The organism is Streptomyces sp. NPDC102274, from assembly GCF_044766385.1.
In the GTDB taxonomy this organism is placed as follows: domain Bacteria; phylum Actinomycetota; class Actinomycetes; order Streptomycetales; family Streptomycetaceae; genus Streptomyces.
Map to the genome: position 1 here is coordinate 338,815 of NZ_JBIWLW010000003.1, position 25,753 is coordinate 364,567.

A 25,753-nucleotide genomic window follows, 5' to 3' on the forward strand; every position below is an offset into this window, starting at 1 on the left:
CGGGTCAGACCTCCGGTGCCGCCTCCTCGCCGTAACCGGAGTCCGAGCCGTCCAGTGCGCCCGGAGGCAGTGCGGGCGGCTCGTACATCCCTGGGTCCAGCGCCCCGGCCTCCGGGTCCGGACGTACCGCGCCCAGCAGGGGGTTCGCCGCGATGGGGGAGACCTTGACGTTGGTCCCGGGGCGCGGCGCCTGGATCACCATCCCGTCGCCCAGATAGATCGCCACATGCGTGGCCCCCGGGAAGTAGATCACCAGATCGCCGGGGCGCAGCTCGCGCAGCGAGACCTTGGGGAGTTCGTTCCACTGCTCCTGGCTGGTACGGGGGATGGTGAGGCCGGCGCGCGCCCAGGCCCGCGAGGTCAGTCCGGAGCAGTCGAACGAATCGGGCCCCTCGCCGCCCCACTCGTACGGCTTGCCGATCTGCTCGACGGCGTACTCCAGGGCCGCCCGGCCCGCCCGCGAGGGCGCCTTACGGACCGACGCGCCGGGCGGACCGCCCGCTCCTTGTGGTCCGCCCGCGCCCTGGGGCGTGCCTTCGCCGAGGGCGCCGGAGGCGAGCAGTTCGCGCTGCGCCTTGTCCGTAACGGCCCGTTCCAGATCGGTCAGTGCCGCGATCTGAGCACGGCTGAGGGAAGCGAGCAGCTTCTCGACCTCCAGGAGCCGGGATCTGACCATGTCGCGCTGTCTCTTCTGCTTGGTGGCGAGCGCCTGCTGCCGGTCGAGGGCCTCACGGGACGCCCTGGCGAGGGACTGGGCGCGCTGCTCGCCGCCCGTCAGCCGGTGCAGCGTCTCGGCCCTGCCGCGCGCCGCGCGCGCCAGCAGATACGTCTCGTCCAGCGCGCTCTGCGGGTCGCGGGCGAGCAACAGCCGCAGATAGCCGGAGAGACCGGACTGCCCCTGGTACTGCTCGCGGGCGAGCCGGCCGGCGTTGACGCGGCTGAGGGCCAACGCGGAGCGGGCCCGCGCGAGTTCGGAGTCCACCCTCTTGGTCTCGGCGCGCTGCCGGGTGAGCTCGGCGGCGGTGGCGTTGTACTCCTCGGTGGCCTTCTCGGCCTCGCGGTAGAGCTGTTGGAGCCGGGTCAGCATCTCCGCGACGGTACGGGGCGGGGCGTCGTCGGTGACGCCGAATCCGCCGAGTCCGCCGGTTCCGTCAGCGCCGCCGAGTCCGCCAAGTACGTCGGGTTCGCCGGGACCGTCGGGTTCGCCGGGACCGTCGGGTTCGCCGGGTCCGGCGGAAGCCGATGCGGAGGGGGCGGGTGAGGGAGACGGCGACGCCGACGCGATCGGCACCGCCGCGAAGACCGTCGCGGCGGCCAGGGCCGCCGTACAGACGGATTGCGACACTCTTCCTGACACGTCATCACCTCCGGTTGTGGGACGGGCAGTCCAGCACTAGGCGATGATGAGGTGATATGGGTTGTTAAGAGCTCATTAATGGGCGGAGTGGCGCAACAGCATCATCCTTGTGAGGGACGGTCGCCCCGCTCCGTGCCGCCGCCCCGCTCCGTACCGCCACCGGGCTTCGACCAGGGCCACTTCAGCGTGCGCCGCTCACGCCCCTCGGCGACGAACTCGTATTTCCAGCCGCGCTGGATCCCGAGCCGCTTGGTGTAGCCGGCCGGGGCACGACGGTAGGTGAGGACCGTGGGCGGCCCGCCGTCCGCGTCCGGCACAGGGACTTCGTACCACTTGGGCGGCTGCCCGGTCGGTCCGGTCAGTACGGGCAGTACGCGCCCGTCCAGTGGCCCACCGACAAAGAGGGTGTCTTCGCTTCTCACGACCTCAGTCTCGCCTACGGGAGGTGCGCCGCCGCGTTCACCAGGGGCAGCACTCGGCGGGCCAGCGTTTCCACGGGGCCGTCCGGGTGTTCGTGCGCCACGAGCGCGCCGACGGCCGCCGCGGTCTCCTCGTCGGTGGCGGCCGTGACCATCAGCAGCGCGATCAGATGGTCGACGAGCCAGTCGCGCAGCTCGACCGCGGGCGGGCGCTTCTCCTCGTCCAGCCATATCAGCGAGGCGGATTCGACGGCCGCGATCCAGGTGCGCACCAGCATCCGCAGCCGTGCGCCGTGCGCCGCCACGCCGCCCGCGGGGTCCGTGCCGCCCGTGCCGCCTGTGCCGTCCGTGCCGCCCGTGCCGCCTGTGCCGTCGGTTTCGCCTGTGCCGTCGGTTTCGCCTGTGCCGTCGGTTTCGCCTGTGCCGTTCGTGCCGTGCGTGCCGTCCGTTCCGAGGTGCAGCAGGATCTGTTCGGCCGCGGCCCGCCGTACCTCGTCGACGATCGCGCTCGTCCGGGACGTCTCGCAGACACTGCCGCCCCGGAGCAGCGCGCTGAACCCGGTGTCGTGCTGGTCGACGAAGGCGAGATAGCCGTCGAGGACGCGCCCCAGCCGCCCGGTCGGCGGCCCCACCGGGGGCTCGGTGAAGCACAGTTCCAGTTCGTCGGCGGCGGAGCGCAGCGCTTCCTCGTACAACTGCTGCTTGCCGCCGCTGAAATAGCGGTAGACGAGCGGCCGGGACACCCCTGCCGCGGCGGCGACATCATCGAGCGAGACGTCCTCCGGCGCCCGGTGCGCGAACAGGCCGAGGGCCGCGGCGAGGAGTTGCGTACGGCGCTCCTCGACGCTGAGCCTTCGGTACGCGGGCGTTGCGGGCGCGGTCATGTCCGCAGGGTAACCGTCGGGCGGCGGGGTGGGGGTGTGGAACGGGGCGGTCGCGGAACGGGGGCGGCGGCCGGCGCTCTACCCACGTGTGAGCCCGCGGCCCGCGGCTCGCCGACGGCCCGTCAACGCCCCGCCGGAAGGGGCCGCGTCACGTCGCCATGTCCTCCAAGGCGGCCAGGACGCCGCTCGCGATCACCAGCAGCACCAGCAGCACCGCCCCGGCGGTCTTCAGCCTGCGGTGGCGGCCCGACCGCAGCACGCCCAGGGCCCTGCCCCAGTGGTGACGGAACGCTTCGAGACCGGAGAGCGGAGCCGACGAGGGCGACGGGCCCGACCCGGCCCACTCCGTCCGTGCCGCCGACACCGCCCTGTGCTGCCCGTCCAGCACCGTCGGCTCGTACGACTGTCCGGCCCCGGCCGGGACGAGCGGGTTCGATTCCCGCCGCACCACCTCGTCCGCGACCCGCGACGGCAGCCACCACCCCTCGCCACGCGTCAGCGCCGTGCCCTCCGCCGCCGCGACACGATGGCACTCCTCGATGACCTCTTCCAGACCGGGCCGCTTCTCCGGGTCCTTGGCCAGGCAGTGCCGCACGAGGGAGCGCAACCGCTCCGGGCACGCCGTCACGTCCGGTTCCTGCGACACGATCCGGTAGAGGAGCGCCTGCGCGTCACCCTCGCCGAACGGATGCTTGCCCGTCGCGGCGAAAAACGCGATCAGCCCGAGGGCGAAGACGTCGAGCGGTGGTCCGGCGGGGTCGCCCGACGCCTGCTCGGGAGACATGAAGGCGGGTGTGCCCAGTCGTACGTCCGTACCGGTCAGGGCCGTCGCGTCCACCGCCCGCGCGATACCGAAGTCGATCACGCGCGGGCCGTCGGCGGCCAGCAGCACATTCGACGGTTTGAGATCGCGGTGCACCACCCCGGCGGCGTGCACGGACTGGAGAGCCTCGGCCACGCCCGCGATCAGCAGCAGGACGGTACGCAGCGGAAGCTGCCCGTGTTCGTCGACGGCCCGCGCCAGCGAAGGACCTGGCACGTACGCGCTGGCCAGCCATGGCATCGGGCCATCGGTGCTGCTGTCCACCACGGCCGCGGTGTACGCCCCTTGCACCCGCCGCGCCGCCTCCACCTCCCGGGTGAAGCGACGCAGGAACTCCGGGCTCTGGGCGAACTCACGACGGATCACCTTCAACGCGACCGGCTGCCCACCTCTGGTGTGCGAGAGATACACGCTGCCCATTCCGCCCTCACCGAGCCGGCCGCGCAGCGTGTAGCCCGACACTTCGGTCGGGTCCCCCGTTCCCAACGGATCGACCATGGTGGCTAATCTCCCTGTGTAACTCTCGGTCAGGCCAAGCGGCTGGGGCGTGTCGCGGAAGCGGTGCCGTCCGCCCGCGGGTCAGGCGGGGGCTTTCGCGACAGGCCCCCGTACCGTACAACTCGCCCTGGAACGGCGCGCGATGGGGAAGGGTCTGCCCGGTGGATCCGGCTTTCGGCGGACCCATGGCGGATATACGCCCGAATCCCCCGCGTAACACCGCGTCGCACGGCACGATGGCGCGTATGACCGCCCCACACCCCGGTGCCGACCGCGCGGCCGCCCGCCGCAGTCTCGAAGGACTCGCTCTGGGCGACGCCTTCGGCGAACGCTGGTTCCCTCTCTTCCGCGAACGTCAGCGCGCGTACGCGGAGATCAGGGCCAGGATCACCCCGCCGGAGCTGGAGTGGCACTGGACGGACGACACCGCGATGGCCCTCGCCGTACAACGCGTCCTCGACGAAAGCGGCGCCATCGACCAGGACCGGCTCGCCCTGTGCTTCGCCCTCACCTATGACGCCGATCCGGCCCGTGGTTACGGGCACGGTATGCACATGCTGCTGCCGGCCCTGCTCGCGGAGCCGGCGAGCTGGCGCACCCTGGCCCCCGGGCTGTTCGAGGGCGGCAGCCTGGGCAACGGCGCGGCGATGCGGGTGGCGCCGCTCGGCGCCTGGTTCGCGGCCGACCTGGACCGCGTGGCCGAACAGGCTGTGCTGTCGGCCGAGGTGACCCACGCGCACCCGCAGGGCGTCGCGGGCGCGGTGGCGGTCGCGGTGGCGGCGGCGCTGTCGGTACGGTCCGAACTCTCCGTGGCGGCGGTGGCGGAGGCCACCCCCGAGGGGCCGGTACGGGACGGCCTGGCGCGGGCGGCGGAGCTGCCCTTCACCACCGAGCCCTGGAAGGCGGCGGATCTGCTCGGCAACGGCCAGCGGATCCGCGCCGACGACACCGTGCCGTTCGCGGTATGGACGGCGGCCCGTCACCGCGACGATCTGGCCGCCGCGCTCTGGTCGACGGCGGAGGGCTTCGGCGACGTCGACACGACCTGCGCGATCACGGCGGGCATCGTCGCCGCCCGCACCGGAACGGGCGCGGTCCCTACGGCGTGGCGCGAGCGCCGGGAGGCGCTGACGTAGGCGACGCGGGAGCAGGGGCGGGGGCGGGGGCCGCGAGGGCGATCTCGGGGAGCGAGGCGTCCGCCCCGCGCGCCGCCACCAGTTGCAGCCCCACCGGACACCCGTCGGCCGTGAAACCGGCCGGAATGCTCGCCGCGGGATGCCCGCTCAGATTGAACGCCCAGGTCAGCGCGGTGGAGTACAGCTCGCCCGGACCCTCGTGGCCATGCGGTCTGTTGGGAGTGACCGGGGTGAGCAGCAGCGGCGTACGGGCGAAGAGCGCGTCGAGCCGCCGGTCGTTCTCCGCCCGTACCCCCGCCGCCTGCGAGCCGTCGCCTCCCCGTATCGCCGTCCAGGCCTCGCGCGGGTCCAGCAGCGTGAACGGCCGCCGCGTCGGCTCAAGGCGTACGACCCCCGCCGCCACCAGCCGGTCCACCGCCGCACGTACCACCGCCGCGACCTCCGGGTCCGGCCGCGCGTACCCGAGGTCGGGGGAGAAGACGGCGGGCACGGGGAAGGCCGGCGGCGGCGCCTCGTCATCGCCCAGCACACACCGCAGATACGCCCGCGCCTCCACCGCCGAACGCGCCAGCACCCCCGCCGAGGCCAGGCCGGTACGGTCCGGTGACGGCAGCAGCCCGTTGGTCGTCTTCAGCCCGAACACCCCGCACCAGGCCGCCGGGATCCGGACGGAACCGGCGCCGTCGCTGCCGGTCGCCAGCGGCACCATGCCCGCCGCGACCGCCACCGCCGACCCGGCGCAGGACCCGCCGGGGGTACGGTCCGGGCGGTACGGGTTGACCGTGCGGCCGTGCCTGCCCCGCCCCCAGGTCTGCCAGTACGTGCCGGGCCCCGGCACCGCCGTCGACCCGACCGGCACCGCGCCCGCCGCGATCAGCCGCCCCGCCGCGTAGGACCGGATGCCGGACGGTCCCTTCACCGCGAACGGCAGCCCCGCGAGCGGCAGTCGGCGGTCCACCGTCCGTGCCCGTTCCCTGGCTTCCGCGTCCCACACCTCGATGAAGGCGCACAGAGAGGGATCGAGCCGCTCGATCCGCGCCAGCGCCTCCGCGACCCTGTCCACCACCGCACCCTCCCCTTGGGAGGCCGCGCGCATAGCTGGGGCGGCGTCGCGTGCCGATGGGCGGCGCCCGGTGGCGTTGTCGTCGGGCGCCGACGCTCCGCGTCGCCTTCCTCCTCCGCCTTGCCGGGCTTGCCCCTCGCCCCGCTCCTTCCTCCACCCCACCTATGCGCGCCGGCCTCTGATCCGGCCTATTCTCGCAGTGCCGCCCGCATCACCGCCCGCGCGATCGGCGCCGCGTCGCCCCCGCCGCTGATGTCCGGCCGGTTCGCCTCGGCGTCCTCCACGACCACCGCCACCGCGACCGCCGGTCTGCTCGAATTGCCCGCCTGCGCCCAGGCGATGAACCAGGCGTACGGCGTACCGGCGTTGCCCAACCCGTGCTGCGCCGTCCCCGTCTTCCCGCCGACCGTCGCCCCGTCGATCCCCGCGTTCGCCCCGGTCCCGTCCTCGACGACCCCGATCATCATCTGCCGCAGCCGCTGCGCCGTGGCCGGCTCGACCGCACGCCGGTAGGGGCGCTCGCCGGTACGGGAGACGATGTCGCCGTCCGAGTCCATGGTCCGGTCCACCAGGAAGGGGTACTTGAGCTCCCCGCCGTTCGCGACCGCCGACGCGACCATCGCCATCTGGAGCGGGGTGGCCCGCGTGTCGAACTGCCCGATCGACGACAGCGCCAGCTGATCGTCGGCCATACGGGTGTCGAAATGGGACGCGGCCACCCCTGAAGGGATCGTGATGCCGGTGTCGTTGAAGCCGAACTTCTCCGCCGTCTCCACCATCGCGGGCAGGCCGGTCTTCACCCCCAGCCCGGCCATCACCGTGTTGCAGGACCATCTGATCGCGTAGTCCAGGGACGCCTTGTCGCAGCCGTCGGCCTCATTGGGCAGTTCGGTCCGTGTGCCCGGCAGGACATACGGCTCGGCGATGCCGGTGGGGGCGTTGACATCGGTGACCGTCCCGGAGTCCAGCGCGGCCGCCGCCGTCACGATCTTGAAGGCGGAACCGGGCGGATAGGTCTGCCGGATGGCCCGGTTGAGCAGGGGCTGCGTGTCCGACCCGGTCAGCCGGGCCCAGGAGTCATTGACGGCCCCGCCGGTGCCCGACAGCCGCCCGGGGTCGTACGACGGACTGCTGACCAGCGCCAGGATCCTGCCGCTGAACGGCTCGACGGCCGCGACCGCGCCGCGTCTGCCGGCCAGTCCGTCGTACGCGGCCCGCTGCGTGGACGCCTTGATCGTGGTGGCGACATGCCCGCCGGGGCGCCGGCCGCGGGTGATCTCGTTCCAGAGGGGGAACGGGGCGAGCATCGGGTCCGTACCGGAGAGGAAGCCATCCTCGGCGTTCTCCAGCAGTGTCGTGCCGTACGTCTGGGAGGCGTAGCCGGTGACGGGCGCGTACAGCGGGCCCTGCGCATAGGTGCGTTCGTAACGCAGTTGCTGTCCGCTGTCCCTGGAGCCGGTGACCGTTCGGCCGTCGACGAGGATATCGCCGCGCGGCTGCGAGTAACGGGCCACGGTGTCACGGCGGTTGGCGGGGTTGTGATCGAGGGAGTCCGCCTCGATGACCTGGATTCTGGTCGCGTTGACCAGCAGGGCGACCAGGAGGAGGAGACAGAAGACGGCGGTCCGCCGGATGTAACGGGTCACCGCTGATTCCTCCCGCGGGTGTGGCGGGTCACCACTGGTTCCTCCAGGCGTTGCCGTTCTCCTCGGCCGGTGCGATGACGCCCGGTTCCGCGCTCTCCGGGCGCGGGCTGCGGGCCGAGTCGCTGAGCCGGATGAGCAGCGCGACCATCACCCAGTTGGTGACGACGGACGAGCCGCCCTGGGCGAGGAAGGGCATCGCCATGCCGGTGAGCGGGATGAGCCCCGTCACCCCGCCCGCGATGACGAAGACCTGGAGGGCGAGGATCGCGGAGAGGCCGACGGCGAGCAGCCGGCCGAAGGGGTCGAGCAGGGCGAGGGCGGCGCGGTAACCGCGGGCGACCAGCAGGGCGTACAGCAGGAAGAGGGCGGTCAGGCCGACCAGGCCCAGTTCCTCGCCCGCCGTGGCCAGGATGAAGTCGGACTTGGCGGCGAAACCGATCAGGATGGACCGGCCGAGTCCGAGTCCGGTACCGAGCATTCCTCCCGCGGCGAAGGAGAAGAGGGACTGCGCGAGCTGGCCGGGTCCGCGGCCGGCGGCGATGGACGCGAACGGGTCGAGCCAGTCTTTTACCCGGCTGTGGACATGCGGCTCCAACGAACCGACGGCGAACGCGCCGAGCGCGGCGAGCAGCAGCCCGACGGCGATCCAGCCGGTGCGTCCGGTCGCGACGTAGAGCAGGATCACGAAGAGCCCGAAGAAGAGCAGCGACGTCCCCAGATCCCGTTCGATGACGAGGACGATGACGCTGAGCAGCCAGATCGCCACGATCGGGCCGAGTACACGGCCGGTGGGCAGTTGGAGCCGCCAGACCTTGCGGCCGGTGTAGGCGAGGGCGTTGCGGTTGGCGGCGAGATACGCGGCGAAGAAGACCGCCAGCAGGATCTTGGCGAACTCGCCGGGCTGGAAGGAGAATCCGCCGATCCGGATCCAGATCTTGGCCCCGTTCACGGCGGGGAAGCAGATCGGCATGATCATCAGCACCAGCGCGGTGGCGACCGACAGATAGGCGTACCGCTGGAGCAGCCGGTGGTCGAGCAGGAACACGACGACAGCGGTGAACAGCGCGACACCGAGCGTGGACCAGACCAGCTGGGTGGGCGCGGCCTTGTCGCCCGGAGTCTCCAGGTCGAGGCGGTAGATCAGCACCAGACCGAGGCCGTTGAGCAGCACCGCGATGGGCAGCAGCAGGGGATCCGCGTACGGTGCGCGCAGCCGGACGGCGATATGCGCGAGCAGGGCGAGCATGCCCAGACCGGCGCCGTATCCGGCCGCGTCGGGCGGTACGGCGTGGTTCCTGCCGAGGCCGACGCCGATGTAGCCGAAGACGGAGATGAGGACGGCGCAAACGAGGAGCGAGAGTTCGACACCCCGGCGCTTGGGCCGGCGAATCCCGGGTGGGGGAGCGTCCGCCATCGTTGCGGTCATGCGTGGAAACGTAGCAAGGCTACGTGCCTTATGTCCGGTTATGTGGGGACATGAGGCATGCCGAACTCACATGGCAGGGCTTTCGACTCGACGTATCATCAGCTGGTCGTTCCGGCGCTGGTCCCTTCCGTCAGTGGGTGGCGGCGTACTCGCGGTCGCTCACCGCTGGGCTCACTGCTGGTAGGGGTTCCGCTGCTGCGGCTGCCCGTACGGCTGACCGCCACCCTGTCCGTTCCCGGGTCCGTACCCCTGCCCGTACCCCTGTCCGCCCGCCTGGCCGGTGCCCTGGGCCATGAGCTGGTCGGCCTGCTCCTTGGCCACCTGCCGCTCCGCGCCGCAGAACGTGCACTGGGTCGCGAATTTGGTGGAGAACGGGAACAGCGGCACGAAGAAGAGCGTGAATTTGGTGACGCGCTTGCGGAGCGTGTGCGCCGACGGGTTGCCGCACTGGCCGCAGACCAGCGTCAGTATCGCCAGTTGGTAGAGGTAGCCCTTGGTGCCGAAGATGATCATGACTGGAATTCCTTAGGGAGGACCGGCGCGTGCGGAGGGAGCGCGTACTGGGAAAGAGTCTGCCGCACGGTGGTGACAACTGGCCCGCGGTAACGGGAAGGAATGGTCGGTGGGCGGGCGGCGAGGGCTATTGCCCCCGTGGCCCGGGTGCTGTTCCCATGGTCCTGGGGGTGATGGGGCATGAGCCGATTACGCGTCACGCCGACGCACGGGCAGGGCCGGGGCCGGCTGTACGTCAGTCTGCGGGACGGTACGACCGTCGCCTGGTACGACAAGGACACCGGCCGGGTGAGTCTGCTTTCCGGGGCGGGGCGCGACGAGGTGCTGTCCGTCCTGGCGCCGTATCTCACCGGTGAGGTAACCGTAGGGCCGCCGCGAGTGCCGACCCCGGCAGATCTCGACCGGCTCTCGCTCCACCCCGACGACGACCTGGCCCCCAACCGTCCGGGCGAGGCGCTCCACGCGGAACTGGACGCGCTGGGGGCCGCCGCCTCCGCCCGGTCTTCCGCGTCTCCCGCACCTTCCACGTCTTCCACATCTCCCTCGTCGCTCCTGTCGCGCCGATGGCGCCAGGATCCCCGGCAGGCGGAACTGCTCGCTCAGGAGACGGTCGGTGACCGGCTCGACGGGCTGGAGGGCGCGGGCTGGCGGGTGCTGCACTCGATACCGCTTCCCGGCGCCGCCCGTATCGACCATCTGGCGATCGGCCCGGCCGGAGTCCTGGCCGTACGGACGCTGCCGGCCCGAAAGCGCCGGGTCCGTGTCGACGACCCGATGGTCCGCGTGGGGCGTGCCGCGCCCGCGCCCCATCTCCGCTGGGCCCGCCGCGCCGCGGAACGCGCCTCGCGCGCCCTGGCGGCCGATGTGCGCCCCGTACTGGCCGTGGTCGAGCCCGCACGGCTGGACGCCCCGCCGATGCCGACGGGCGTACGAATCCTGCGCGACACCGAGATCGCGGTGCTGGCGTCGCTCGGGGGCGTACTGAAACCGGCGGACATCGAGTCCCTGTACGCGACGGCGCGCGACCGCCACAGCTGGCTGCGCGTCTAGGGCCTTCTTCAAAGTCCCGCCTGCCCGGCGGCGCCCGGCACGCACGCCCCAGCGCATTGCCCGACGCGGATTACTTTCGGCCCGAACGTCCGGGGCCCGTCCGCTGTGCCGGCTGCCGGTTCGTGGGGCCGCTCCGTCGTGGGGGCGGGGTGGGGCTTATGTGAGCACGTGGTGTGATTGGTCGGTGCGGGTAGGGTAATCGGGGAATTCAGCGAGGGCGGGGGCCGGTGGTGGGTGCTCGGTGATGGGAGATCGGCTGTGCTTCAAGGTCCTGGGGCCGCTGATTGTGATGTCGGGTGATCACAACGTTGTGGTGGGCGGGGCGCGGCAGCGGACGGTGCTGTCGCTGTTGTTGCTGAGTCCGGGACGGACCGTTCCGGTCGACACGCTGATCGACGAGGTGTGGAACGGGTCGCCGCCGGCCACCGCGCGGACACAGATCGCCATCGTGGTGGCCGCGTTGCGGAAGACCTTCAGGGCGGAGGGCGCCGCCGACGACATGATCGTGACGGCTCACCCAGGGTATCTGCTCAACACCGAAGGCCATTACGTCGATTCGGTGGATTTCGCGGATCTGGTGGCGCGGGCGGAGGCCGCGGTGGCAGAGGGGCGGCTCGACGACGCCGCCCAGTGCTACCGACGCGCGCTCGACCTGTGGCGGGGGTCGGCGCTGGCCGGTGTGTCGGGTCCGGCGGTCGAGGAGGAGGCGGCCCGCCTCCAGGAGCACCGGCTGAACGCGTACGACGACGCGACGGCTGTGCGGCTGGCGCTCGGGCGGCACTACGAGTTGGTGCCGGAGCTGGGGGGTGTGGTGCGTGAGCATCCGCTGCGGGAGCGGACCCGGCATCACCTGATACTGGCGCAGTACCGCTCGGGGCGGCGCGCGGAGGCGATGGAGTCCTACCGCGAGGCGCGCGAGGTGTTCGTGGCGGAGCTGGGTCTGGAGCCGGGGCCGGATCTCCAGGAGTTGCACGACCTGGTCCTCCGGGACGATCCGTCGCTGACGGTGGAGGGTGGCCGGGCCGGTCCTGTGGCGGTCGCGAACGTACCCGAGGTGGTGGTCGTCCCGTCCGAACTGCCGCCGGACGTACCGGGGTTCACCGGCCGGGAGGCCGAGCTGACGGCCCTGGACGGTCTGGTCCGGGAGGTGGCGTCCGGCCGGCACCGGCCCGCGGTGGGACTGGTCACCGGGGTCGCGGGGGTCGGGAAGTCAGGACTGGTGGTGCACTGGGCGCACCGGGTGGCGGAGGCGTTTCCCGATGGGCGGCTGTTCGCGGATCTGCGGGGATACGACGGTGAGCACGAACCGGTCTCTGTGAGCGACGTGCTGAGCCGTTTCCTGCGGTCGCTGGGGATACGTGGTCCGCGGGTGCCTGACACGCTGGAGGAGCGTGTGGCGCTGTACCGGAGTCTGCTGGCGGAGCGGCGCGTCCTGATCGTCCTGGACAACGTGCGGATGTTCGGACAGCTGCGGCCGCTTCTGCCAGGGAGCGGGGCGAGTTGTGCGCTGATCACGAGCCGGGACCAGCTGGAGCAGCTGGTGACATGGCCGCAGGAGGCGCGGGTTCATCTGGGGGTGCTGCCGCGCCACGAGGCGGTCGAGCTGGTGGGCCGGATCGCGGGACTGGAGCGGATCGGGGCACGGACCGATGTGGAGCGGCTTGTCGAGTTGTGCGACAGGCTGCCGCTCGCGGTGCGGATCTCGGCGGCGCGGCTGGCTTCGAAACCGCACTGGAGCGTACGTCACATGGTGGGACGACTCAGTGACGAGCGGCGCAGACTCGACGAGTTGAGCCAGGGGGAGTCGCAGGTCCGGGCCGGTTTCGAGTTGAGTTACCGGTATCTGACGGAGCTGACGGCCAGGTTGTACCGGTGCCTGGGACTGGTCGACGTGCCGGACTTCACGTCGTGGGTGGCGGCGGCGCTGCTGGACGTGGAGGTGCTGGACGCGGAGCTGCTGCTGGAGGATCTGGTCGACGCGCAGTTCCTTGAGGTCGTGGGGATGGACGCGACGGGGCGGCTGCGGTACAGGCTGCAGAATCTGCTGCGCCTCTACGCGGCGGAGCGAGCCAGTCAGGAGGATCCGGCGGGAGACCGGCGGGAGGCGCTGCGGCGGGTGTTCGCGACCGGCCTGGCCATCGCGGAGGAGGCGCACCGGCGGGAGCACGGGGGGCATTTCAGCATCGTGCACAGTGAGGTGGCGCGGCGCCCTGTGGACGGCGAGCTTCTGGCGGAGCTGCTGGTCGAGCCGCTGGAGTGGTTCGAGGCCGAGCGGCTGTCTCTGGTGGGGATGATCGAGCAGTCGGCACGGATGGAGATGGCCGGGCTGGCCTGGGACCTGACGGTGTCTTCGGCGGTGCTGTTCGAGACGCGCGGCTATATCGACAACTGGCGGGTGTGCGCGGGGCAGGCGCTCGACGCGGCGCGCGCGGCGGGTGATGTACGGGGCCAGGCGGCGATGCTGCAGCATCTGGGCGCTATCGCGCTGAGCCATCACAGCATGGACGACGCGGTGGCGCGTTCGCTCGAGGCGCGGGAGCTGTTCGGTTCGGTGGGGGAGGAGCTGGGACGGGCCCTGGTCCTGCGGAATCTGGCCGTGGCGTACCGCATCACGGGGGAGGTGGAGCGGGGCGCGGAGTGTCTGACGGAGGCGCTGCCCGTTTTCCGTGCGGCGGGGGATCGTTCTTCGGAGGCGTCGGCGTTGCAGAGCCTGGCACAGCTGGAGCTGGACCGCGGCGATCCCGGGGCGGCGCTGGGGCATGCCCTGGAGGCGGTGCGGGTGGCGGAGCCGCTGGGTTCAGGAGGGTCCCGCAACCTGGCGCAGTCGCTGTACCGGGTGGGCTCGGCGCAGTTCGCGCTCAAACGTTTCGCCGAGGCGGAAGCGGCGCATCTGCGGGTCGAGTGCCTGTCGCGGGCGAAGGCGGACGATCACGGCCTGGCGCACGCCCTGTTCGGGCTGGGACAGGCGCGGGCCGCGCTGGGGGCGGTGGAGCAGGCGGAGCGGGCGTTCGTCGAGGGCCGCGCGCTCGCGCAGGCCATCGAGAGTCCGCTGATCGAGGGCCGGATCCGGTTGGGGCTCGGGGTGCTGCTGGGCGAGCAGGGGCGCTGGGAGGAGGCGCGGGTGGACGTTCTGCGGGCGGGCGAGCTGTTCAAGCGCAGTGGTGCCACGCCATGGCAGAAGGAAGTGGCGCGGGTGATCGAGGAGTTCGGGACGTCCGGCTGATCCCACGGTGCGGAGCGTGGTATCGCGCCCATAGGGCCGGTACCCAAGGGCTGTCCGCCGACGTGTCTGGAGAGTTCCATCATCAACGCGGTGCGCACGGCGGCGTCGGCCGTGCTCGCGGCGGGAGCACTGACCCACTGGCTGGACAAGGAAGCGGAGAGGAGGGACAGATGACACCTCGGCGGAACACCGCGATCAGCGAGGTGTACATACCTGAGCCGGGCACCTCGGCCACAGGTTTCGCCCGCCGTTCTCATCCACCGTTGAAAGAAGAGAAGTTGCGTACGCGTCAGTCATCCCTTGCGATAGATCGTATATAGATCGAGGGGTCAGGCTGCTCCCGATGCGTTTCCCCTGGAAGCGCACTATGGAGAGGACTGGTCGCGCATGATCATCGAAAGGAGCGGCCGTCGCTCGCGGAAGAGCAGCAGCGGCTACCCCACTGAAGCCCGGGGGTACGCCCTGCGCCTGGACGACGTGACCAAGGTGTACGGCAAGAACGGCCGCGGTGTCCGTGCCCTCGACGGGGTCGCGGTGAGCATCGAACGAGGCTCGTTCACCGCGGTGATGGGCCCCTCGGGCTCCGGCAAGTCCACCTTCCTGCACTGCGCCGCCGGCCTCGACAAGCCGACCACCGGGTCGTCCTACATCGGCGACACCAAGCTGAACGACATGACCGAGACCAAACTGACCAAACTGCGCAGGCAGCGGGTCGGCTTCGTCTTCCAGGCGTTCAACCTCATTCCCTCTCTCTCCGTGCTCCAGAACGTGGAGCTGCCGCTACGCCTGGCCGGCGAGAGCCTCGACAAGGCCTGGCTGCAGGAGATCCTCCACCGCGTGGGCCTCGAAGGCCGGGCCCGTCACCGTCCCGCCGAACTGTCCGGCGGCCAGCAGCAGCGCGTCGCCATCGCCCGCGCCCTGATCACCCGCCCCGACGTCATCTTCGGCGACGAGCCGACCGGCGCCCTGGACACCGTGACCGCCAAGGAGATCCTCTCGCTGCTGCGGTCCTGCGTGGACGAGACGGGCCAGACCGTCGTCATGGTCACCCATGACCCGGTCGCCGCCGCGTACGCCGACACCGTCCTGTTCCTGGCCGACGGAAAGCTCGCCGGCCAGATGAACACCCCGACCGCCGAAGGCGTCGCCGAGCGTATGACACACCTGGGAGCGTGGGCCTGATGCTGCGGTACGCCTTCCAGACCCTGAGAGCCAGGAAAGGCAGCTTCATCGGCGCCTTCCTCGCCCTGTCCTGCGCCGCCGCGCTGGTCACCGCCTGCGGCATCCTGCTGGAGACCGGTCTGCGCGGCCCCATCAGGACCGAGCGCTACGCGGCCACCCCGGTGATCGTCGGCGCCGACCAGAACGTCCACCAGACCACCAACAAGCACAAGAAGGGCAAGACCAAGACGAAGCACAAGGCCAAGCCCCTCGCCGAGCGGGTCTGGCTGCCCGCGGGGACGGACGACACACTGTCCTCGCTGCCCGGCGCCGCCAAGAGCGTCCCCGAAGTCACCTTCCCCGCCTACGCGGTCGACGGCGGCGGCCGGATCGTCCCCGGCATCGACGGCAAGAAGTCCTTCGGGCACGGCTGGTCCTCGGCCGCCCTGACTCCCTTCGCCCTCAGCAGTGGCAAGGCACCCGGCGCGGGCGAGGTCGTCGTCGACCAAGAACTCGCCGGCCGTATCGGCCTCAAGCCCGGCAACAAGCTCGTCGTCCAGTCGACAGGAGCCCCCACCCCGTACAAGGTCAGCGGTATCGCCGCCGCCGAGAACGGCGACCTGAGCCAGCAGACCTCCCTGTTCTTCTCCGACCCGGAGGCCCAGCAGCTCTCCGGCCGCGGCACCCGGGCCGCCGTGATCGGCGTACTGCCCAAACCGGGTGTCTCCGCCGGTGAACTGGCCGCACAGGTCAACAAGGCCCTCGCCAACGACAAGGGCATCAGATACAAGGTCGCCACCGGCGGCGACCGCGGCCCGGTCGAATTCCTCGACGCGGGCGCCGCGCGGGTCAAGTTGGTCTCCATGGGCGGCGCCATGGGCGGCACGTCCCTGCTCGTCGCGATCCTCGTCGTCGTCGGCACCTTCGCCCTCTCCATCCAGCAGCGCACCCGTGAAATCGCCCTGCTGCGCGCCATCGCCGCGACGCCCAAGCAGGTCCGCCGGCTCATCGGCCGCGAAGCGCTGATCATCGGAGTGCTCGCGGGCGTGCTCGGCTCGGCCGTGGGACTGCCCATCGCGTACTGGCTGCACGGCAAGTTCGTCGACTTCAAAGCCATCCCCGAAACCCTGGAGGTCACGTACAGCGTCGTCCCGTTCTTCGCGTCGATCGGTGCCGCGCTGCTGGGCGCCTGGTCCGCCGCCCGCATCAGCGCGCGCCGTACCGCGCGGATCCGTCCTGCCGAAGCGCTCTCCGAAGCGGCCATGGAGAAGCGGCACTTCACCTGGGGCAGGCTCCTCACCGGCGCCCTGGTCCTGGCGGGCGGCATCGTCCTCGTCGTCGTCCTCAGCTTCCTGCGGACCGAACCGGCCTCGCAGCCCGTCACCTTCCTGTGCGTCATCGCGCTGTCCGTCGCCGTGTCCGTCCTCGGCCCCGTCATCTCGCGGATCGCGGTCGCCCTCGCCGGCATCCCGCTGCGCTTCTCGCGGGTCGCCGGCCACCTCGCCACGGCCAACGCCCGTGCCAACGCCAAGCGGATGGCCTCCGCGGTCACCCCGCTGACGCTGCTCATCGGCATGGCCTCCACGGTCCTGTTCGTCCAGACGACCATGGGGGACGCCGCCCAGGCCCAGGCCAAGGCGGGCAACAAGGCGACCTGGGTGGTCGGTTCCAGCGGCCCGGGTGTCCCGGCCGGGGCAACCGCGGCACTGCGCCAGGTCCCCGGGGTCACCGATGTGACCGAGGTGGTACGCACCACTGTCCGCGTCGGCCTGGACAAGTACCCGGCGCAGGGCCTCACCCCGCAAGGACTGACCGGCAACTGGGACCCGGACGTCTCCCGGGGCTCGATCCAGGGCTTCGACGACGAGAGTGTCGCGCTCAGCGACGTATCGGCCGACAACCTCGGCAAGAAGCCGGGCGACAGCCTCAAACTGACCCTCGGCGACGGCACCGTCGCCACCCTGAAGGTCGTCGCCGTCTACGAACGCGGCCTGGGATTCGGTGACCTGACCATGTCGCACACCCTGGTCGCCCAGCACGTTGACAACCCTCTCGCCTCCTCGGTCCTGGTCAGGACGGCCGGTGGCGGAGAGACGGGCCGGGAACAACTGACCGCCGCGGTCAAGGGCTTCCCCGGGATCGCGGTGCTCGACCGCACGCAGGTCGACGGTCTCGCGGCCGACGCGCAGCAGTCCAACGCCGAGGTCAACTACCTGGCCATGGGCCTGATCATCGCGTTCACCGCGATCGCGGTGGTCAACACTCTGGCCATGTCCGTCTCCGACAGGACCCGTGAGTTCGCGCTCCTGCGGCTCGTCGGCACGACCCGCCGGCAGGTGATGATGATGCTGCGCATCGAGTCAGCGCTGGTGATCCTGGTCGCCGCCGTCCTCGGCACCGGTATCGCGATCGCCGTTTTGACCGCTTTCAGCGTCGGAATGACCGGTGCCGCCCAGCCCTCCTTCGAACCGCTGACGTACATCGGGGTGGTCGCCCTCGCCGCGGTCCTCGCGGCCCTGGCCACCACGATCGCGGGCCGCTTCGCCCTGGGCAGCCGGCCCGCGGACGTGATCAGCGCCAACCAGTAGCCACACGGAGGCCTGCAGGGGCGTACGGGACACTCCCGTACGCCCCTGCGGCGTGTACCGGCCCTGCGGGCCCGCGCGGCCTCCGGGCAACCCCCGGCCCGCTGCCCGGCACCGAGACGCACATCCAGGCCCCGGCGGACCTCATCCCCGGGGGGGGGATCAGATCCCGGCAGGATCCGCGGCCGAACTCTTCCCGCACGAAAGGAAGCCGGTCCCGAGGATCCTTTTTCGGGGTCCCGGGAGGCGTACGGGTCTCGGACATGTGGGCATACCTCGCGTCGATCGGAATTTACCGCCCCAGTCTCCGAGGAACTGCTAGGGCGCCCCTAGGGGTGAATTCATGAGCCAACCCGTATAGAGGCCCTGTAGCCCCGCGGCGCACGATCGCCGGGTGGCATTTCTGTCCGTGCCGCACGCGGAGATAAAGCGTAAGAGGCCGAGAAAATTCAAGAGGGACTGTGAGGTAAATGGGAAATGGCGTCCACATACGGAACACAGGAGGGCGAACAGATCCAGCAGCCTCCCCGGACCGCGGCCGGGGTGCCCGGGGTGCCCGGGGTGCCAGGGGTGCCAGGGGCCGACGGTGAGGCGCACGTCTGGTGGTGGCAGCCGCCGGCCCGGCTGATCCCGGCCGACCTCGCCCTGCTCGGCACCGAGGAGTTCCGCCGTGTGCTCAGCCTGCCGGCCGAGCGTGACGCGGCGGCCTTCACGCACCACAGGGCGGAGGCGCGGCGAGCACTGGCCGGACTGCTGGGTATCGCCCCCCAGTCCGTCGAACTGGGGAGGTACCGCTGTCCGGGCTGCGGCGACTTCGGGCACGGCCCGCCGCGGATCGTGTCCCCGCCGAGGGCCGCGCGGCTGGCGATCAGCATGTCCCGTACCGCCGACCGCGGTGTCTTCGCGGTCGGTGCCGGCACCACGATCGGCGTCGACGTCGAGAAGGTAATCCCGATGCGCGAGGCATCACTCTCCGGCTCCGTACTGACCGAGAACGAGAGTTCCCACCTGCTGACACTGCCCGCAGGACCGGTCAGGGACGCGGGCTTCCACCGCGTCTGGACCCGCAAGGAGGCCGTGGTGAAGGCGGCCGGGATCGGCCTGGTGGGCACCGTGCTCAATCGGCTCGAAACCTGGCCCGCCCATCAGGGCCCGGTCAGCGTCCTGCACACGTACGCGGGCCGCACCACCGCTTGGGCCGTGCAGGACCTGCGACTCCACGACAAGGTCGCGGCAGCGGTTGCCCGCCCCCAGGGTGACCGGGCCCAGGGTCCCGTCCACATCCATTCCGCACCACACAGCGAGACACCCACCGCATCGGACCCGGAAGGAAACCGACGGACATGACCGCATCGACCGTAGAGACCGTAGAGACCGTAGAGACCAGGAACCGCCCCCCACCCAGGCGTTCACGTCCCAGCCGCCCTCCGCCGAACACGTCGGGCCCGTCCCCGCCGGACTCGGCGACACGGACCTCGCCGCCTACTGCGCCGACCTCACCGAGGCCGTCCAACGCGACGACCGTATCCGGTGGCACCACGCTCACCCGACCGCGGTGGCGTCGTGCGTTCCCATCGAAGCGGCGTACAGCAGCACCAGTTCGTGGTACCGGTACAGCGGCAGCCCCTGCGGATCCAGACCCGACAGATCGAGCAGGGCGCCGTCCACCAGCGACTCCAGCAGCCGCTCCGCCGTTTCCTCCGGCAACGAGAGCCGGGTGCCCGCCTCCCGCGCCGAGAACGGTTCGGTTCCCCAGCCGGCCAGCGCCGCCAGGGTCTCCCGTCCCTGGGGTGTCGTGCGGCGCGCCGAGGGAAGCAGGGCCCTGCGCACGTCCAGATCGCCGAAGGACAGCTCCGCGAGCCGGGTCCTGGGATCCGCCATCCGCTCCGCGAACCGGCGGACCGGCCAGTGCGGCCGCGCCACCAGCCTGGCGCCCATCACGGCCAAGGCCAGCGGCAGTCCGCCGCAGTACGCCACCAGGTCGTCGGCGGCGTCGGGATCGGCCAGCAGCCGGTCCCGGCCCGCCGCCGCCGCGAGTACGGCCAGCGCCTCGTCGTCGTCCAGCGAAGCCAGTGCCACCGTGTCGGCGCCCGTCACCCTCGCCATCCTGGACCGGCTGGTGATCAGCACGGCGCACTGTGTGCCGGCCGGCATCAGCGGGGCCACCTGAAGGTCACCCGCCGCGTCGTCCAGCACCACCAGCAGCCGTTTGCCCGCCGTACGCGCCCGGTAGAGCCGCACCAGCTCGTCGCGGTCCGGGGCGGGTCCCGCGCCGTCGAGCCCGGGTTCCCCCAGCGCCCGCAGCAGCCGTATCAGCACCTCGCCGGCGTCCTTCGCGGCGCCGTCGGGGCGGCACAGTTCGGCGAAGAGCTGCCCGTCCGGGAAGTGCTCCGCGCAGTCGGCCGCCGCCCGCACCGCGAGGGCCGTCTTGCCCATCCCCGCCATACCGGTCACCAGGAGCCGCCGCGGCCTGCCGTCCGGCGGCCCGAGACGGGAACGGAGAGCGGCGAGTTCACCGTCCCGCCCCACCAGCTCGCCCTCGTCGGCCGGGAGCATCGCCGGCGCGTCCGGCAGGGCCGGCGAACTGGGCACCGAGAAGCCCAACTCCCCTCCCAGTACGGCCTGGTAGGTGGCTCCCAGCGCGTCACCCGGATTGACCCCGAGCTGGTCGACGAGAACCTTGCGCCCCTCGTAGTAGGTGTGCAGTGCGTCGGCCTGTCGCCCGCACCGGTACAACGCCGTCATCAGCTGGGCCCGCAGCCGCTCCCGTACGGGGAACTCCGCGACCAGGCCCGTGAGTTCGGCGGTCACCTGCTCATGCCTGCCGAGGGCGAGGTCCGCCTCGATCCGGTTCTCCAGCGCGAACATCCGGGCCTCTTCCAGCTGTGGCAGCTCGGCGTCCAGCAGGAATTCCGTGACGTTCGACAGCGCGGAACCGCGCCAGCACCCGAGCGCCTCGGTGAGCAGCGCCTGTGCCTCGGCGTGGCGGCCGTCCTGCAGCGCCTCGCGGCCCAGCCGGTCCAGCCGCTCGAACTCGACGACGTCGATCCGGGCCGCTGGGGCCCGCAGCACGTATCCGGGCTGGCGCCGGATGATCTCGATCTCGTCCCCGAGGTGCTTCCGTAGCCGTGAGATGTACGTATAGATCTGCGCGCCGGCGGTGACAGGCGGGTCCCATCCCCACAACAGGGCTCCCAGTCTCGCGTCGGAGACCACTCGCCCACGGGCCAGCAGCAACGCCGCGAGGACCGTGTGCACCTTCGAACCGGACAACGCGACCCTTTCCCCACCACGCCGGGCCTCCACCGGCCCGAGAATCCTGAAATCCATGCGCCACTCCCTTCTGGTGTGATCTGGTGTGAGCGTCCTGCATGGACTCAGAAGCTATGCCTCGGCTTTATCCGAGGGTTATCGCGCGGGAACCGGCCACCGATACCGGCCATGCGCACGGGCCGTACGGTCGTGGGGCCATGGCTGGTCGATCCGCAGCACATCCTCGGAGCGGGCCCGCGCGCGGGCTCTGGCCCGGCGAGTGCGCGACGCGCGGGAATCCCGCGGGTGGACGCGGGAGCGTCTCGCGAAGGAAGCGGGACTTCACCCGCGTACGCTGCTGCGGCCGGAGACCGAAGCGGTGATCCAGCCGGGTTTTTCCAGGTCGGGGCACTTGCGGCGGCGCTGGATGTTTCCCTGGACGATCTGCTCAGGGCCTCTCACGCCACCCCCGCGACTGTGGTCCGCCGGTTATGAGGGCCAGGACAATCCGCTGCTCTGACCGGGTTCAGGGCAGCGGCGCGGCGCTGTCGGGGTCGGTGAGCGGGCCGAGGAGGTCCCCGTACCGCTCCAGCCGCCCCTCGATGTCCCCCAGCCGGAAGACCAGCTGCCCGGCTTCCGTACAGTCGGCGACCTCCTCCCAGGTCAGGGGAGTGGAGACGGTCGGTTCCGCTCTGGCGCGCAGCGTGTAGGGCGCCGCGGTGGTCTTCGCGGCGGCGTTCTGGCTGTGGTCGACGAAGACCTTTCCGGGCCGCAGCGAGCGCCGCATCCGGTGCACCACCAGCTCCGGCATCGCCGCCTCGGCCTCGACGGCCAGCCCCTTCGCGTACGCCGAGACCTCCGCGGACGGGGCGCGCTCCAGCGGTACGAGGAGGTGCAGCCCCTTCGACCCCGAGGTCTTCACGTACGCCTCCAGCCCGTCCGTACCCAGCCGCTCGCGCAGCCAGAGCGCCACCGCGCAGCACTCCACGGCGGTGGCGGGCGCCCCGGGGTCCAGATCGAGGACGAGCCTGTCGGCGCGCTCGGGCGCGTCGGCGCGCCACTGATGCGTATGGAACTCCACGACCAGGTTCGCCGCCCACATCAGCGACGCCAGGTCCTCCACCACCACCTGTCTGCCGGTGTCGGCCGTTCTTCGGGGCACATCGGCGATCCGTACCCAGTCGGGCGTACCGGGCGGCGGGTTCTTGGTGAAGAAGAGCGGCCCGTCGGGCCCGTCCGGGTAGCGGAGGAAGGACACGGGGCGGTCGGCGAGATGGGCCAGCAGGGGGGCCGCCGTACGGGCGTAGTGGTGCAGGACCTCGCCCTTGGTGGTGCCGGTGGCGGTGTACAGGACCTTGTCCAGGTTGCTGAGCGCCAGGCGTCGCCCCTCCACCTCTGTGATCGGCGTCATACGATGAGAATCCCATATATCTCGCGAATCTCAGATGAAAGGGATGGAACGTGCGATCAATATGGAACGGCGCGATCTCCTTCGGTCTGGTCAGCATCCCGATCAAACTGGTCAACGCCACCGAGAATCACTCGATCTCCTTCCGGCAGATCCACAGGGCGGACGGCGGCCGTATCCGCTACCGGAAGGTCTGTGAACTGGACGGCGAGGAGGTGTCGACGCCGGAGATCGGCAAGGCGTACGAGGACGCGGACGGGTCCATGATCCCGATCACCGACGACGATCTGGCCGCGCTGCCGCTGCCGACGGCGAAGACGATCGAGATCGTCGCGTTCGTCCCGGCGGATTCGATCGACCCGCTCCAGATGGACACGGCGTACTACCTCTCCGCCGCCGGCGTGCCCGCGGCCAAGCCGTACACCCTGCTGCGCGAGGCGCTGAAGCGCAGCCAGAAGGTGGCCGTCGCCAAGTTCGCCCTGCGGGGGCGGGAGCGGCTCGGGATGCTACGGGTGGTCGACGACGTGATCGCGATGCACGGCCTGCTCTGGCCGGACGAGATCCGTGCCCCGGAGAGCGTCGCGCCGGAGACGGACGTCACCGTACGGGAGGCCGAACTCGACCTGGCCGATGCCCTGATGGACACGCTCGGCTCGGTCGACCTCGACTCGCTGCACGACGACTACCGGGACGCGGTCGAGGAGATGATCGCCGCCAAGGCGGAAGGCGCGCCGGCACCGGAACGGGAGCCGGCGGCGGGCGAGGGAGGGAAGGTCCTCGACCTGATGGCGGCGCTGGAGAACAGCGTGCGCGCGGCGAAGGAGGGCCGGGCGGAGGGCGACGAGGTCGCGGAGGTGACGCGGCTCCCGGAGAAGAAGGCGGCGAAGGAGACGGCGAAGAGGGCGCCGGCGAAGAGGGCGCCGGCGAAGAAGTCGACGGCGGCGAAGAAGACCGCCACGTCCAAGCCGGCGTCGAAGGCAACCGCGAGGACGGCGTCGAAGACGGCGAAGACATCGAAGACGGCGAGCAAGTCGGCGAAGAAGACAGCCGCGAAGACAACCTCGAAGACGGCCTCCGGCGCCCGGAAGCGCGCCTCGGCCTGAGCGGCGTCCCCGGCGGAGCCCTCACCCCGGATGGCACACTGCGCGTGTGGACCGAACGCTGCGCATCGTGCTGGCCGAGGACAGTGTGCTGCTCCGAGAAGGCCTGACCGCCCTGCTGGACCGCTTCGGCCACAAGGTCGTCGCGGCGGTGGGCGACGCGCCCGCCCTGCTGACGGCGGTGGCGGAACACACCCCGGACATCGTGGTCACCGACGTACGGATGCCCCCGGGCTTCCAGGACGAGGGCCTCCACGCGGCCGTCCGCCTCCGCGAGCGGCAGCCCTCCCTCCCGGTGCTCGTCCTCAGCCAGTACGTCCAGCGCGCCTACGCCGCCGAGCTCCTCGACTCCGGCGACGGCTCCGGTGTCGGCTACCTCCTCAAGGACCGCGTCGGCCACGTGGAGGACTTCGAGGCCGCCCTCCAGTCCGTGGCCTCCGGCGGCACGGTCGTGGACCCGGAAGTGGTCCGCCACCTGCTACGCCGCCGCAGAGACCCCCTGGAACGCCTGACCTCCCGCGAACGCGAAGTCCTGGCCGTGGTCGCCGAGGGCAAGTCCAACGCGGCGATAGCCCGCCAACTCACCGTCTCCGAGGCGGCCGTGGGCAAACACATCGGCAACATCCTCGCCAAACTGAACCTCCCCCCGGCGGACGACACCCACCGCCGCGTCCTGGCGGTCCTCACCTACCTCCGCGCCTGACCCCTGTCTCCCACCCTGCCCCGCCCGACCTGGAAATACCTGTTCACGGCCACCCCGCCGAAGCTGGTAGGGTTTCCCTCGTCGCCAAGCACCACGGCGACGCGCCCCCGTAGCTCAGGGGATAGAGCAACGGCCTCCGGAGCCGTGTGCGCAGGTTCGAATCCTGCCGGGGGCACTTCGCCTCAACCAGCACGATGATGCGGTTGATCAGCGTAGATGCCTGGCGTGAGAGCGGGACCCAGTGTCACTGGGTCCCGCTCTTCGTAATTCGCGATGCGCGGCATCCACTTCGGCCCACGCACTGAGATGAATTCAGGATCGGCCATTGTCGATCACACGAGAGTGCCGATCTCCATCGTCGGGGCCCGACCCTCGACGAGGCCGCTGAACGGCCTGGGGTCGCTTCCAGGGTGGTCGAACGCTGGATCAGCGGACCCGAGCGCAAGCCGTATCGCCGTTTCCAGTATGCGAAAGCCTCGCTGTTGAAGTGCGAAGTGTCGTGCCTGTGGGCGGACGAACACATGTCAACCGAGGTGACGGCCTCCGGCAACACGGAGTTGGTCGGGCTCTCCCCGCACCGGTCCGTGGTGACGCGGTACCCATGGAGGGGAGCTGACCGCTGAGCGGCGGTTCCGAGGCGTCCGGGACGCAGGGGCGTCCGGGACGCAGGGGCGTCCGGGACGCAGGGGCGTCCGGGACGCAGGGGCGTCCGGGACGCAGGGGCGTCCGGAACGCAGGGGCGTCCGGGACGCAGGGCGTCGCTGAACCGGCGGGTGCCGTGCGTGCGGGATTCCGTTCGTGCTGCATCCGGGCATTCAGGCATTCAGGTATACCGGCGTGCCGACATTCAGCGGGAGCGCCCCGGCGATTGGCGCCATCTGGCGTCACCCGTACTTGCCATGGCGCCATCGTGATGCCATCATGGCGTTATGGACCTCACTCCCTATGTCACCCAGCTCCGCCATGAATTCGCGGTCGCGGCGGGCGCAGGCGGGGACGACCCCCGCGCCCTTGCCGGGCGGATGGTGCCATCCGTGGCACCCTTGGTGTCATTCACACCCCCGTCGAGTGGATGGCCTCGGTCGGCCTCCTGATCCTGCTCACCCTGGCGCCGACCTGGCCGGCGGCCGGCATTGGCTCGTGGTCAGGACACCCGAGTCGGCCGGCAACCAGCCCATGCCGCTGACCTTCCTGCCCTTCCTCGGTAGCGCCATCGTTTTGACGGACTCGATGCCGACCGGGCTGCGATGGTTCGCCGAGTACCAGCCCTTCACTCCCGTCATCGAGACCCTGCGCGGTCTGCTGATGCGCACCGGCATCCGCAACAGCGGGTACATCGCGCTCGCCTGGTGCGTCGGCCTCACCTTGGGCGGCCACGTCTGGGCGCGGTCGGCCTTCGGCCGCACCGCCGTGCCGTAAGCGCCGCTGTCCGCAAGCCACTTCGCGACACCGGGATGACAGATCCCCCTCGTCTCACCTGATGCCACCATTCACCGCACGTCACTC

Annotated in this window: 19 protein-coding genes and 1 tRNA gene; 10 read left to right on the forward strand and 10 right to left on the reverse strand. The window is 71.1% G+C overall.

Going from position 1 to position 25,753, the window contains the following annotated elements:
* Nucleotides 1-4 precede the first annotated feature (4 nt).
* The 4 genes from ACIRQP_RS06090 to ACIRQP_RS06105 form a co-directional block, all read right to left on the reverse strand.
* Complete coding sequence (locus ACIRQP_RS06090) at nucleotides 5-1,357, reverse strand: NlpC/P60 family protein (RefSeq protein WP_403884132.1); 1,353 nt, start codon at nucleotides 1,355-1,357, stop codon at nucleotides 5-7.
* 101 nt (nucleotides 1,358-1,458) lie between these two features.
* Nucleotides 1,459-1,779, reverse strand: coding sequence for a hypothetical protein (locus ACIRQP_RS06095; protein WP_403884135.1), 321 nt, complete (start codon nucleotides 1,777-1,779; stop codon nucleotides 1,459-1,461).
* Nucleotides 1,780-1,793: 14 nt separating this feature from the next.
* Nucleotides 1,794-2,660, reverse strand: coding sequence for a TetR/AcrR family transcriptional regulator (locus tag ACIRQP_RS06100; protein WP_403884138.1), 867 nt, complete (start codon nucleotides 2,658-2,660; stop codon nucleotides 1,794-1,796).
* A 148-nt stretch (nucleotides 2,661-2,808) separates the two neighbouring features.
* A complete protein-coding gene (locus ACIRQP_RS06105; protein ID WP_403884141.1) occupies nucleotides 2,809-3,981 on the reverse strand; it encodes a serine/threonine-protein kinase in 1,173 nt (390 codons plus the stop codon).
* A 236-nt stretch (nucleotides 3,982-4,217) separates the two neighbouring features.
* On the opposite strand from ACIRQP_RS06105, the gene ACIRQP_RS06110 reads away from it, so the two are divergent.
* The gene (locus ACIRQP_RS06110; protein WP_403884144.1) at nucleotides 4,218-5,117 is read left to right on the forward strand and encodes an ADP-ribosylglycohydrolase family protein; all 900 of its coding nucleotides are present in this window, start codon (nucleotides 4,218-4,220) and stop codon (nucleotides 5,115-5,117) included.
* On the opposite strand, the gene ACIRQP_RS06115 is transcribed toward ACIRQP_RS06110, so the two are convergent.
* The 4 genes from ACIRQP_RS06115 to ACIRQP_RS06130 all read right to left on the reverse strand — a co-directional run bounded on the left by ACIRQP_RS06115 (nucleotide 5,080) and on the right by ACIRQP_RS06130 (nucleotide 9,765).
* Nucleotides 5,080-6,213, reverse strand: coding sequence for an amidase family protein (locus tag ACIRQP_RS06115; protein WP_403884147.1), 1,134 nt, complete (start codon nucleotides 6,211-6,213; stop codon nucleotides 5,080-5,082). The genes ACIRQP_RS06110 and ACIRQP_RS06115 overlap by 38 nt on opposite strands.
* A 155-nt stretch (nucleotides 6,214-6,368) precedes the next feature.
* Complete coding sequence (locus ACIRQP_RS06120) at nucleotides 6,369-7,826, reverse strand: penicillin-binding transpeptidase domain-containing protein (protein WP_403884149.1); 1,458 nt, start codon at nucleotides 7,824-7,826, stop codon at nucleotides 6,369-6,371.
* Between the two features lie 28 nt (nucleotides 7,827-7,854).
* Complete coding sequence (locus tag ACIRQP_RS06125) at nucleotides 7,855-9,252, reverse strand: FtsW/RodA/SpoVE family cell cycle protein (protein WP_403884152.1); 1,398 nt, start codon at nucleotides 9,250-9,252, stop codon at nucleotides 7,855-7,857.
* 171 nt (nucleotides 9,253-9,423) lie between these two features.
* Nucleotides 9,424-9,765 carry a zinc-ribbon domain-containing protein gene (locus ACIRQP_RS06130; RefSeq protein ID WP_403884155.1) on the reverse strand — a complete coding sequence of 114 codons (342 nt, stop codon included), beginning with the start codon at nucleotides 9,763-9,765 and terminating at the stop codon, nucleotides 9,424-9,426.
* A gap of 180 nt (nucleotides 9,766-9,945) precedes the next feature.
* Here ACIRQP_RS06130 and ACIRQP_RS06135 point away from each other — a divergent pair, with 180 nt between their 5' ends.
* The 5 genes from ACIRQP_RS06135 to ACIRQP_RS06155 all read left to right on the forward strand — a co-directional run bounded on the left by ACIRQP_RS06135 (nucleotide 9,946) and on the right by ACIRQP_RS06155 (nucleotide 19,131).
* A complete protein-coding gene (locus ACIRQP_RS06135; RefSeq protein WP_403884158.1) occupies nucleotides 9,946-10,815 on the forward strand; it encodes a nuclease-related domain-containing protein in 870 nt (289 codons plus the stop codon).
* Between the two features lie 244 nt (nucleotides 10,816-11,059).
* On the forward strand, nucleotides 11,060-14,038 hold the full coding sequence (locus tag ACIRQP_RS06140) for an AfsR/SARP family transcriptional regulator (RefSeq protein ID WP_403884161.1): 2,979 nt from the start codon (nucleotides 11,060-11,062) through the stop codon (nucleotides 14,036-14,038).
* A 387-nt stretch (nucleotides 14,039-14,425) separates the two neighbouring features.
* Nucleotides 14,426-15,220 carry an ABC transporter ATP-binding protein gene (locus tag ACIRQP_RS06145; RefSeq protein WP_403884165.1) on the forward strand — a complete coding sequence of 265 codons (795 nt, stop codon included), beginning with the start codon at nucleotides 14,426-14,428 and terminating at the stop codon, nucleotides 15,218-15,220.
* Nucleotides 15,220-17,787, forward strand: coding sequence for an FtsX-like permease family protein (locus ACIRQP_RS06150; protein WP_403884168.1), 2,568 nt, complete (start codon nucleotides 15,220-15,222; stop codon nucleotides 17,785-17,787). Before ACIRQP_RS06145 ends, ACIRQP_RS06150 begins: the two co-directional genes overlap by 1 nt.
* Nucleotides 17,788-18,261: 474 nt before the next feature.
* Nucleotides 18,262-19,131, forward strand: a complete 870-nt coding sequence (locus ACIRQP_RS06155; RefSeq protein ID WP_403884171.1) for a 4'-phosphopantetheinyl transferase family protein — start codon at nucleotides 18,262-18,264, stop codon at nucleotides 19,129-19,131.
* A gap of 195 nt (nucleotides 19,132-19,326) precedes the next feature.
* On the opposite strand, the gene ACIRQP_RS06160 is transcribed toward ACIRQP_RS06155, so the two are convergent.
* The gene (locus ACIRQP_RS06160) at nucleotides 19,327-21,114 is read right to left on the reverse strand and encodes a BTAD domain-containing putative transcriptional regulator (RefSeq protein WP_403884173.1); all 1,788 of its coding nucleotides are present in this window, start codon (nucleotides 21,112-21,114) and stop codon (nucleotides 19,327-19,329) included.
* Between the two features lie 448 nt (nucleotides 21,115-21,562).
* A complete protein-coding gene (ligD, locus tag ACIRQP_RS06165) occupies nucleotides 21,563-22,447 on the reverse strand; it encodes a non-homologous end-joining DNA ligase (RefSeq protein ID WP_403884176.1) in 885 nt (294 codons plus the stop codon).
* A gap of 50 nt (nucleotides 22,448-22,497) precedes the next feature.
* Here ligD and ACIRQP_RS06170 point away from each other — a divergent pair, with 50 nt between their 5' ends.
* From ACIRQP_RS06170 to ACIRQP_RS06185, 4 genes are all read left to right on the forward strand, one after another.
* Complete coding sequence (locus tag ACIRQP_RS06170; protein ID WP_403884178.1) at nucleotides 22,498-23,547, forward strand: Ku protein; 1,050 nt, start codon at nucleotides 22,498-22,500, stop codon at nucleotides 23,545-23,547.
* A 67-nt stretch (nucleotides 23,548-23,614) separates the two neighbouring features.
* The gene (locus ACIRQP_RS06175) at nucleotides 23,615-24,247 is read left to right on the forward strand and encodes a response regulator (RefSeq protein ID WP_403884391.1); all 633 of its coding nucleotides are present in this window, start codon (nucleotides 23,615-23,617) and stop codon (nucleotides 24,245-24,247) included.
* Nucleotides 24,248-24,350: 103 nt separating this feature from the next.
* Nucleotides 24,351-24,422: transfer RNA gene (locus tag ACIRQP_RS06180), tRNA-Arg, on the forward strand.
* Nucleotides 24,423-25,387: 965 nt separating this feature from the next.
* Nucleotides 25,388-25,666, forward strand: a complete 279-nt coding sequence (locus ACIRQP_RS06185; RefSeq protein WP_403884181.1) for a hypothetical protein — start codon at nucleotides 25,388-25,390, stop codon at nucleotides 25,664-25,666.
* The last annotated feature ends 87 nt before the right edge of the window (nucleotides 25,667-25,753 follow it).

What these genes read in the sequence shown, in the direction of transcription:
- ligD (WP_403884176.1), bottom strand. Translation starts at nt 22,447, where the DNA reads ATGACGCCGATCACAGAGGTGGAGGGGCGACGCCTGGCGCTCAGCAAC.
- ACIRQP_RS06135 (WP_403884158.1), top strand. Translation starts at nt 9,946, where the DNA reads ATGAGCCGATTACGCGTCACGCCGACGCACGGGCAGGGCCGGGGCCGG.
- ACIRQP_RS06115 (WP_403884147.1), bottom strand. Translation starts at nt 6,213, where the DNA reads ATGCGCGCGGCCTCCCAAGGGGAGGGTGCGGTGGTGGACAGGGTCGCG.
- ACIRQP_RS06105 (WP_403884141.1), bottom strand. Translation starts at nt 3,981, where the DNA reads ATGGTCGATCCGTTGGGAACGGGGGACCCGACCGAAGTGTCGGGCTAC.
- ACIRQP_RS06150 (WP_403884168.1), top strand. Translation starts at nt 15,220, where the DNA reads ATGCTGCGGTACGCCTTCCAGACCCTGAGAGCCAGGAAAGGCAGCTTC.
- ACIRQP_RS06160 (WP_403884173.1), bottom strand. Translation starts at nt 21,114, where the DNA reads ATGGATTTCAGGATTCTCGGGCCGGTGGAGGCCCGGCGTGGTGGGGAA.
- ACIRQP_RS06130 (WP_403884155.1), bottom strand. Translation starts at nt 9,765, where the DNA reads ATGATCATCTTCGGCACCAAGGGCTACCTCTACCAACTGGCGATACTG.
- ACIRQP_RS06100 (WP_403884138.1), bottom strand. Translation starts at nt 2,660, where the DNA reads ATGACCGCGCCCGCAACGCCCGCGTACCGAAGGCTCAGCGTCGAGGAG.
- ACIRQP_RS06145 (WP_403884165.1), top strand. Translation starts at nt 14,426, where the DNA reads ATGATCATCGAAAGGAGCGGCCGTCGCTCGCGGAAGAGCAGCAGCGGC.
- ACIRQP_RS06110 (WP_403884144.1), top strand. Translation starts at nt 4,218, where the DNA reads ATGGCGCGTATGACCGCCCCACACCCCGGTGCCGACCGCGCGGCCGCC.
- ACIRQP_RS06155 (WP_403884171.1), top strand. Translation starts at nt 18,262, where the DNA reads ATGGCGTCCACATACGGAACACAGGAGGGCGAACAGATCCAGCAGCCT.
- ACIRQP_RS06140 (WP_403884161.1), top strand. Translation starts at nt 11,060, where the DNA reads ATGGGAGATCGGCTGTGCTTCAAGGTCCTGGGGCCGCTGATTGTGATG.
- ACIRQP_RS06125 (WP_403884152.1), bottom strand. Translation starts at nt 9,252, where the DNA reads ATGACCGCAACGATGGCGGACGCTCCCCCACCCGGGATTCGCCGGCCC.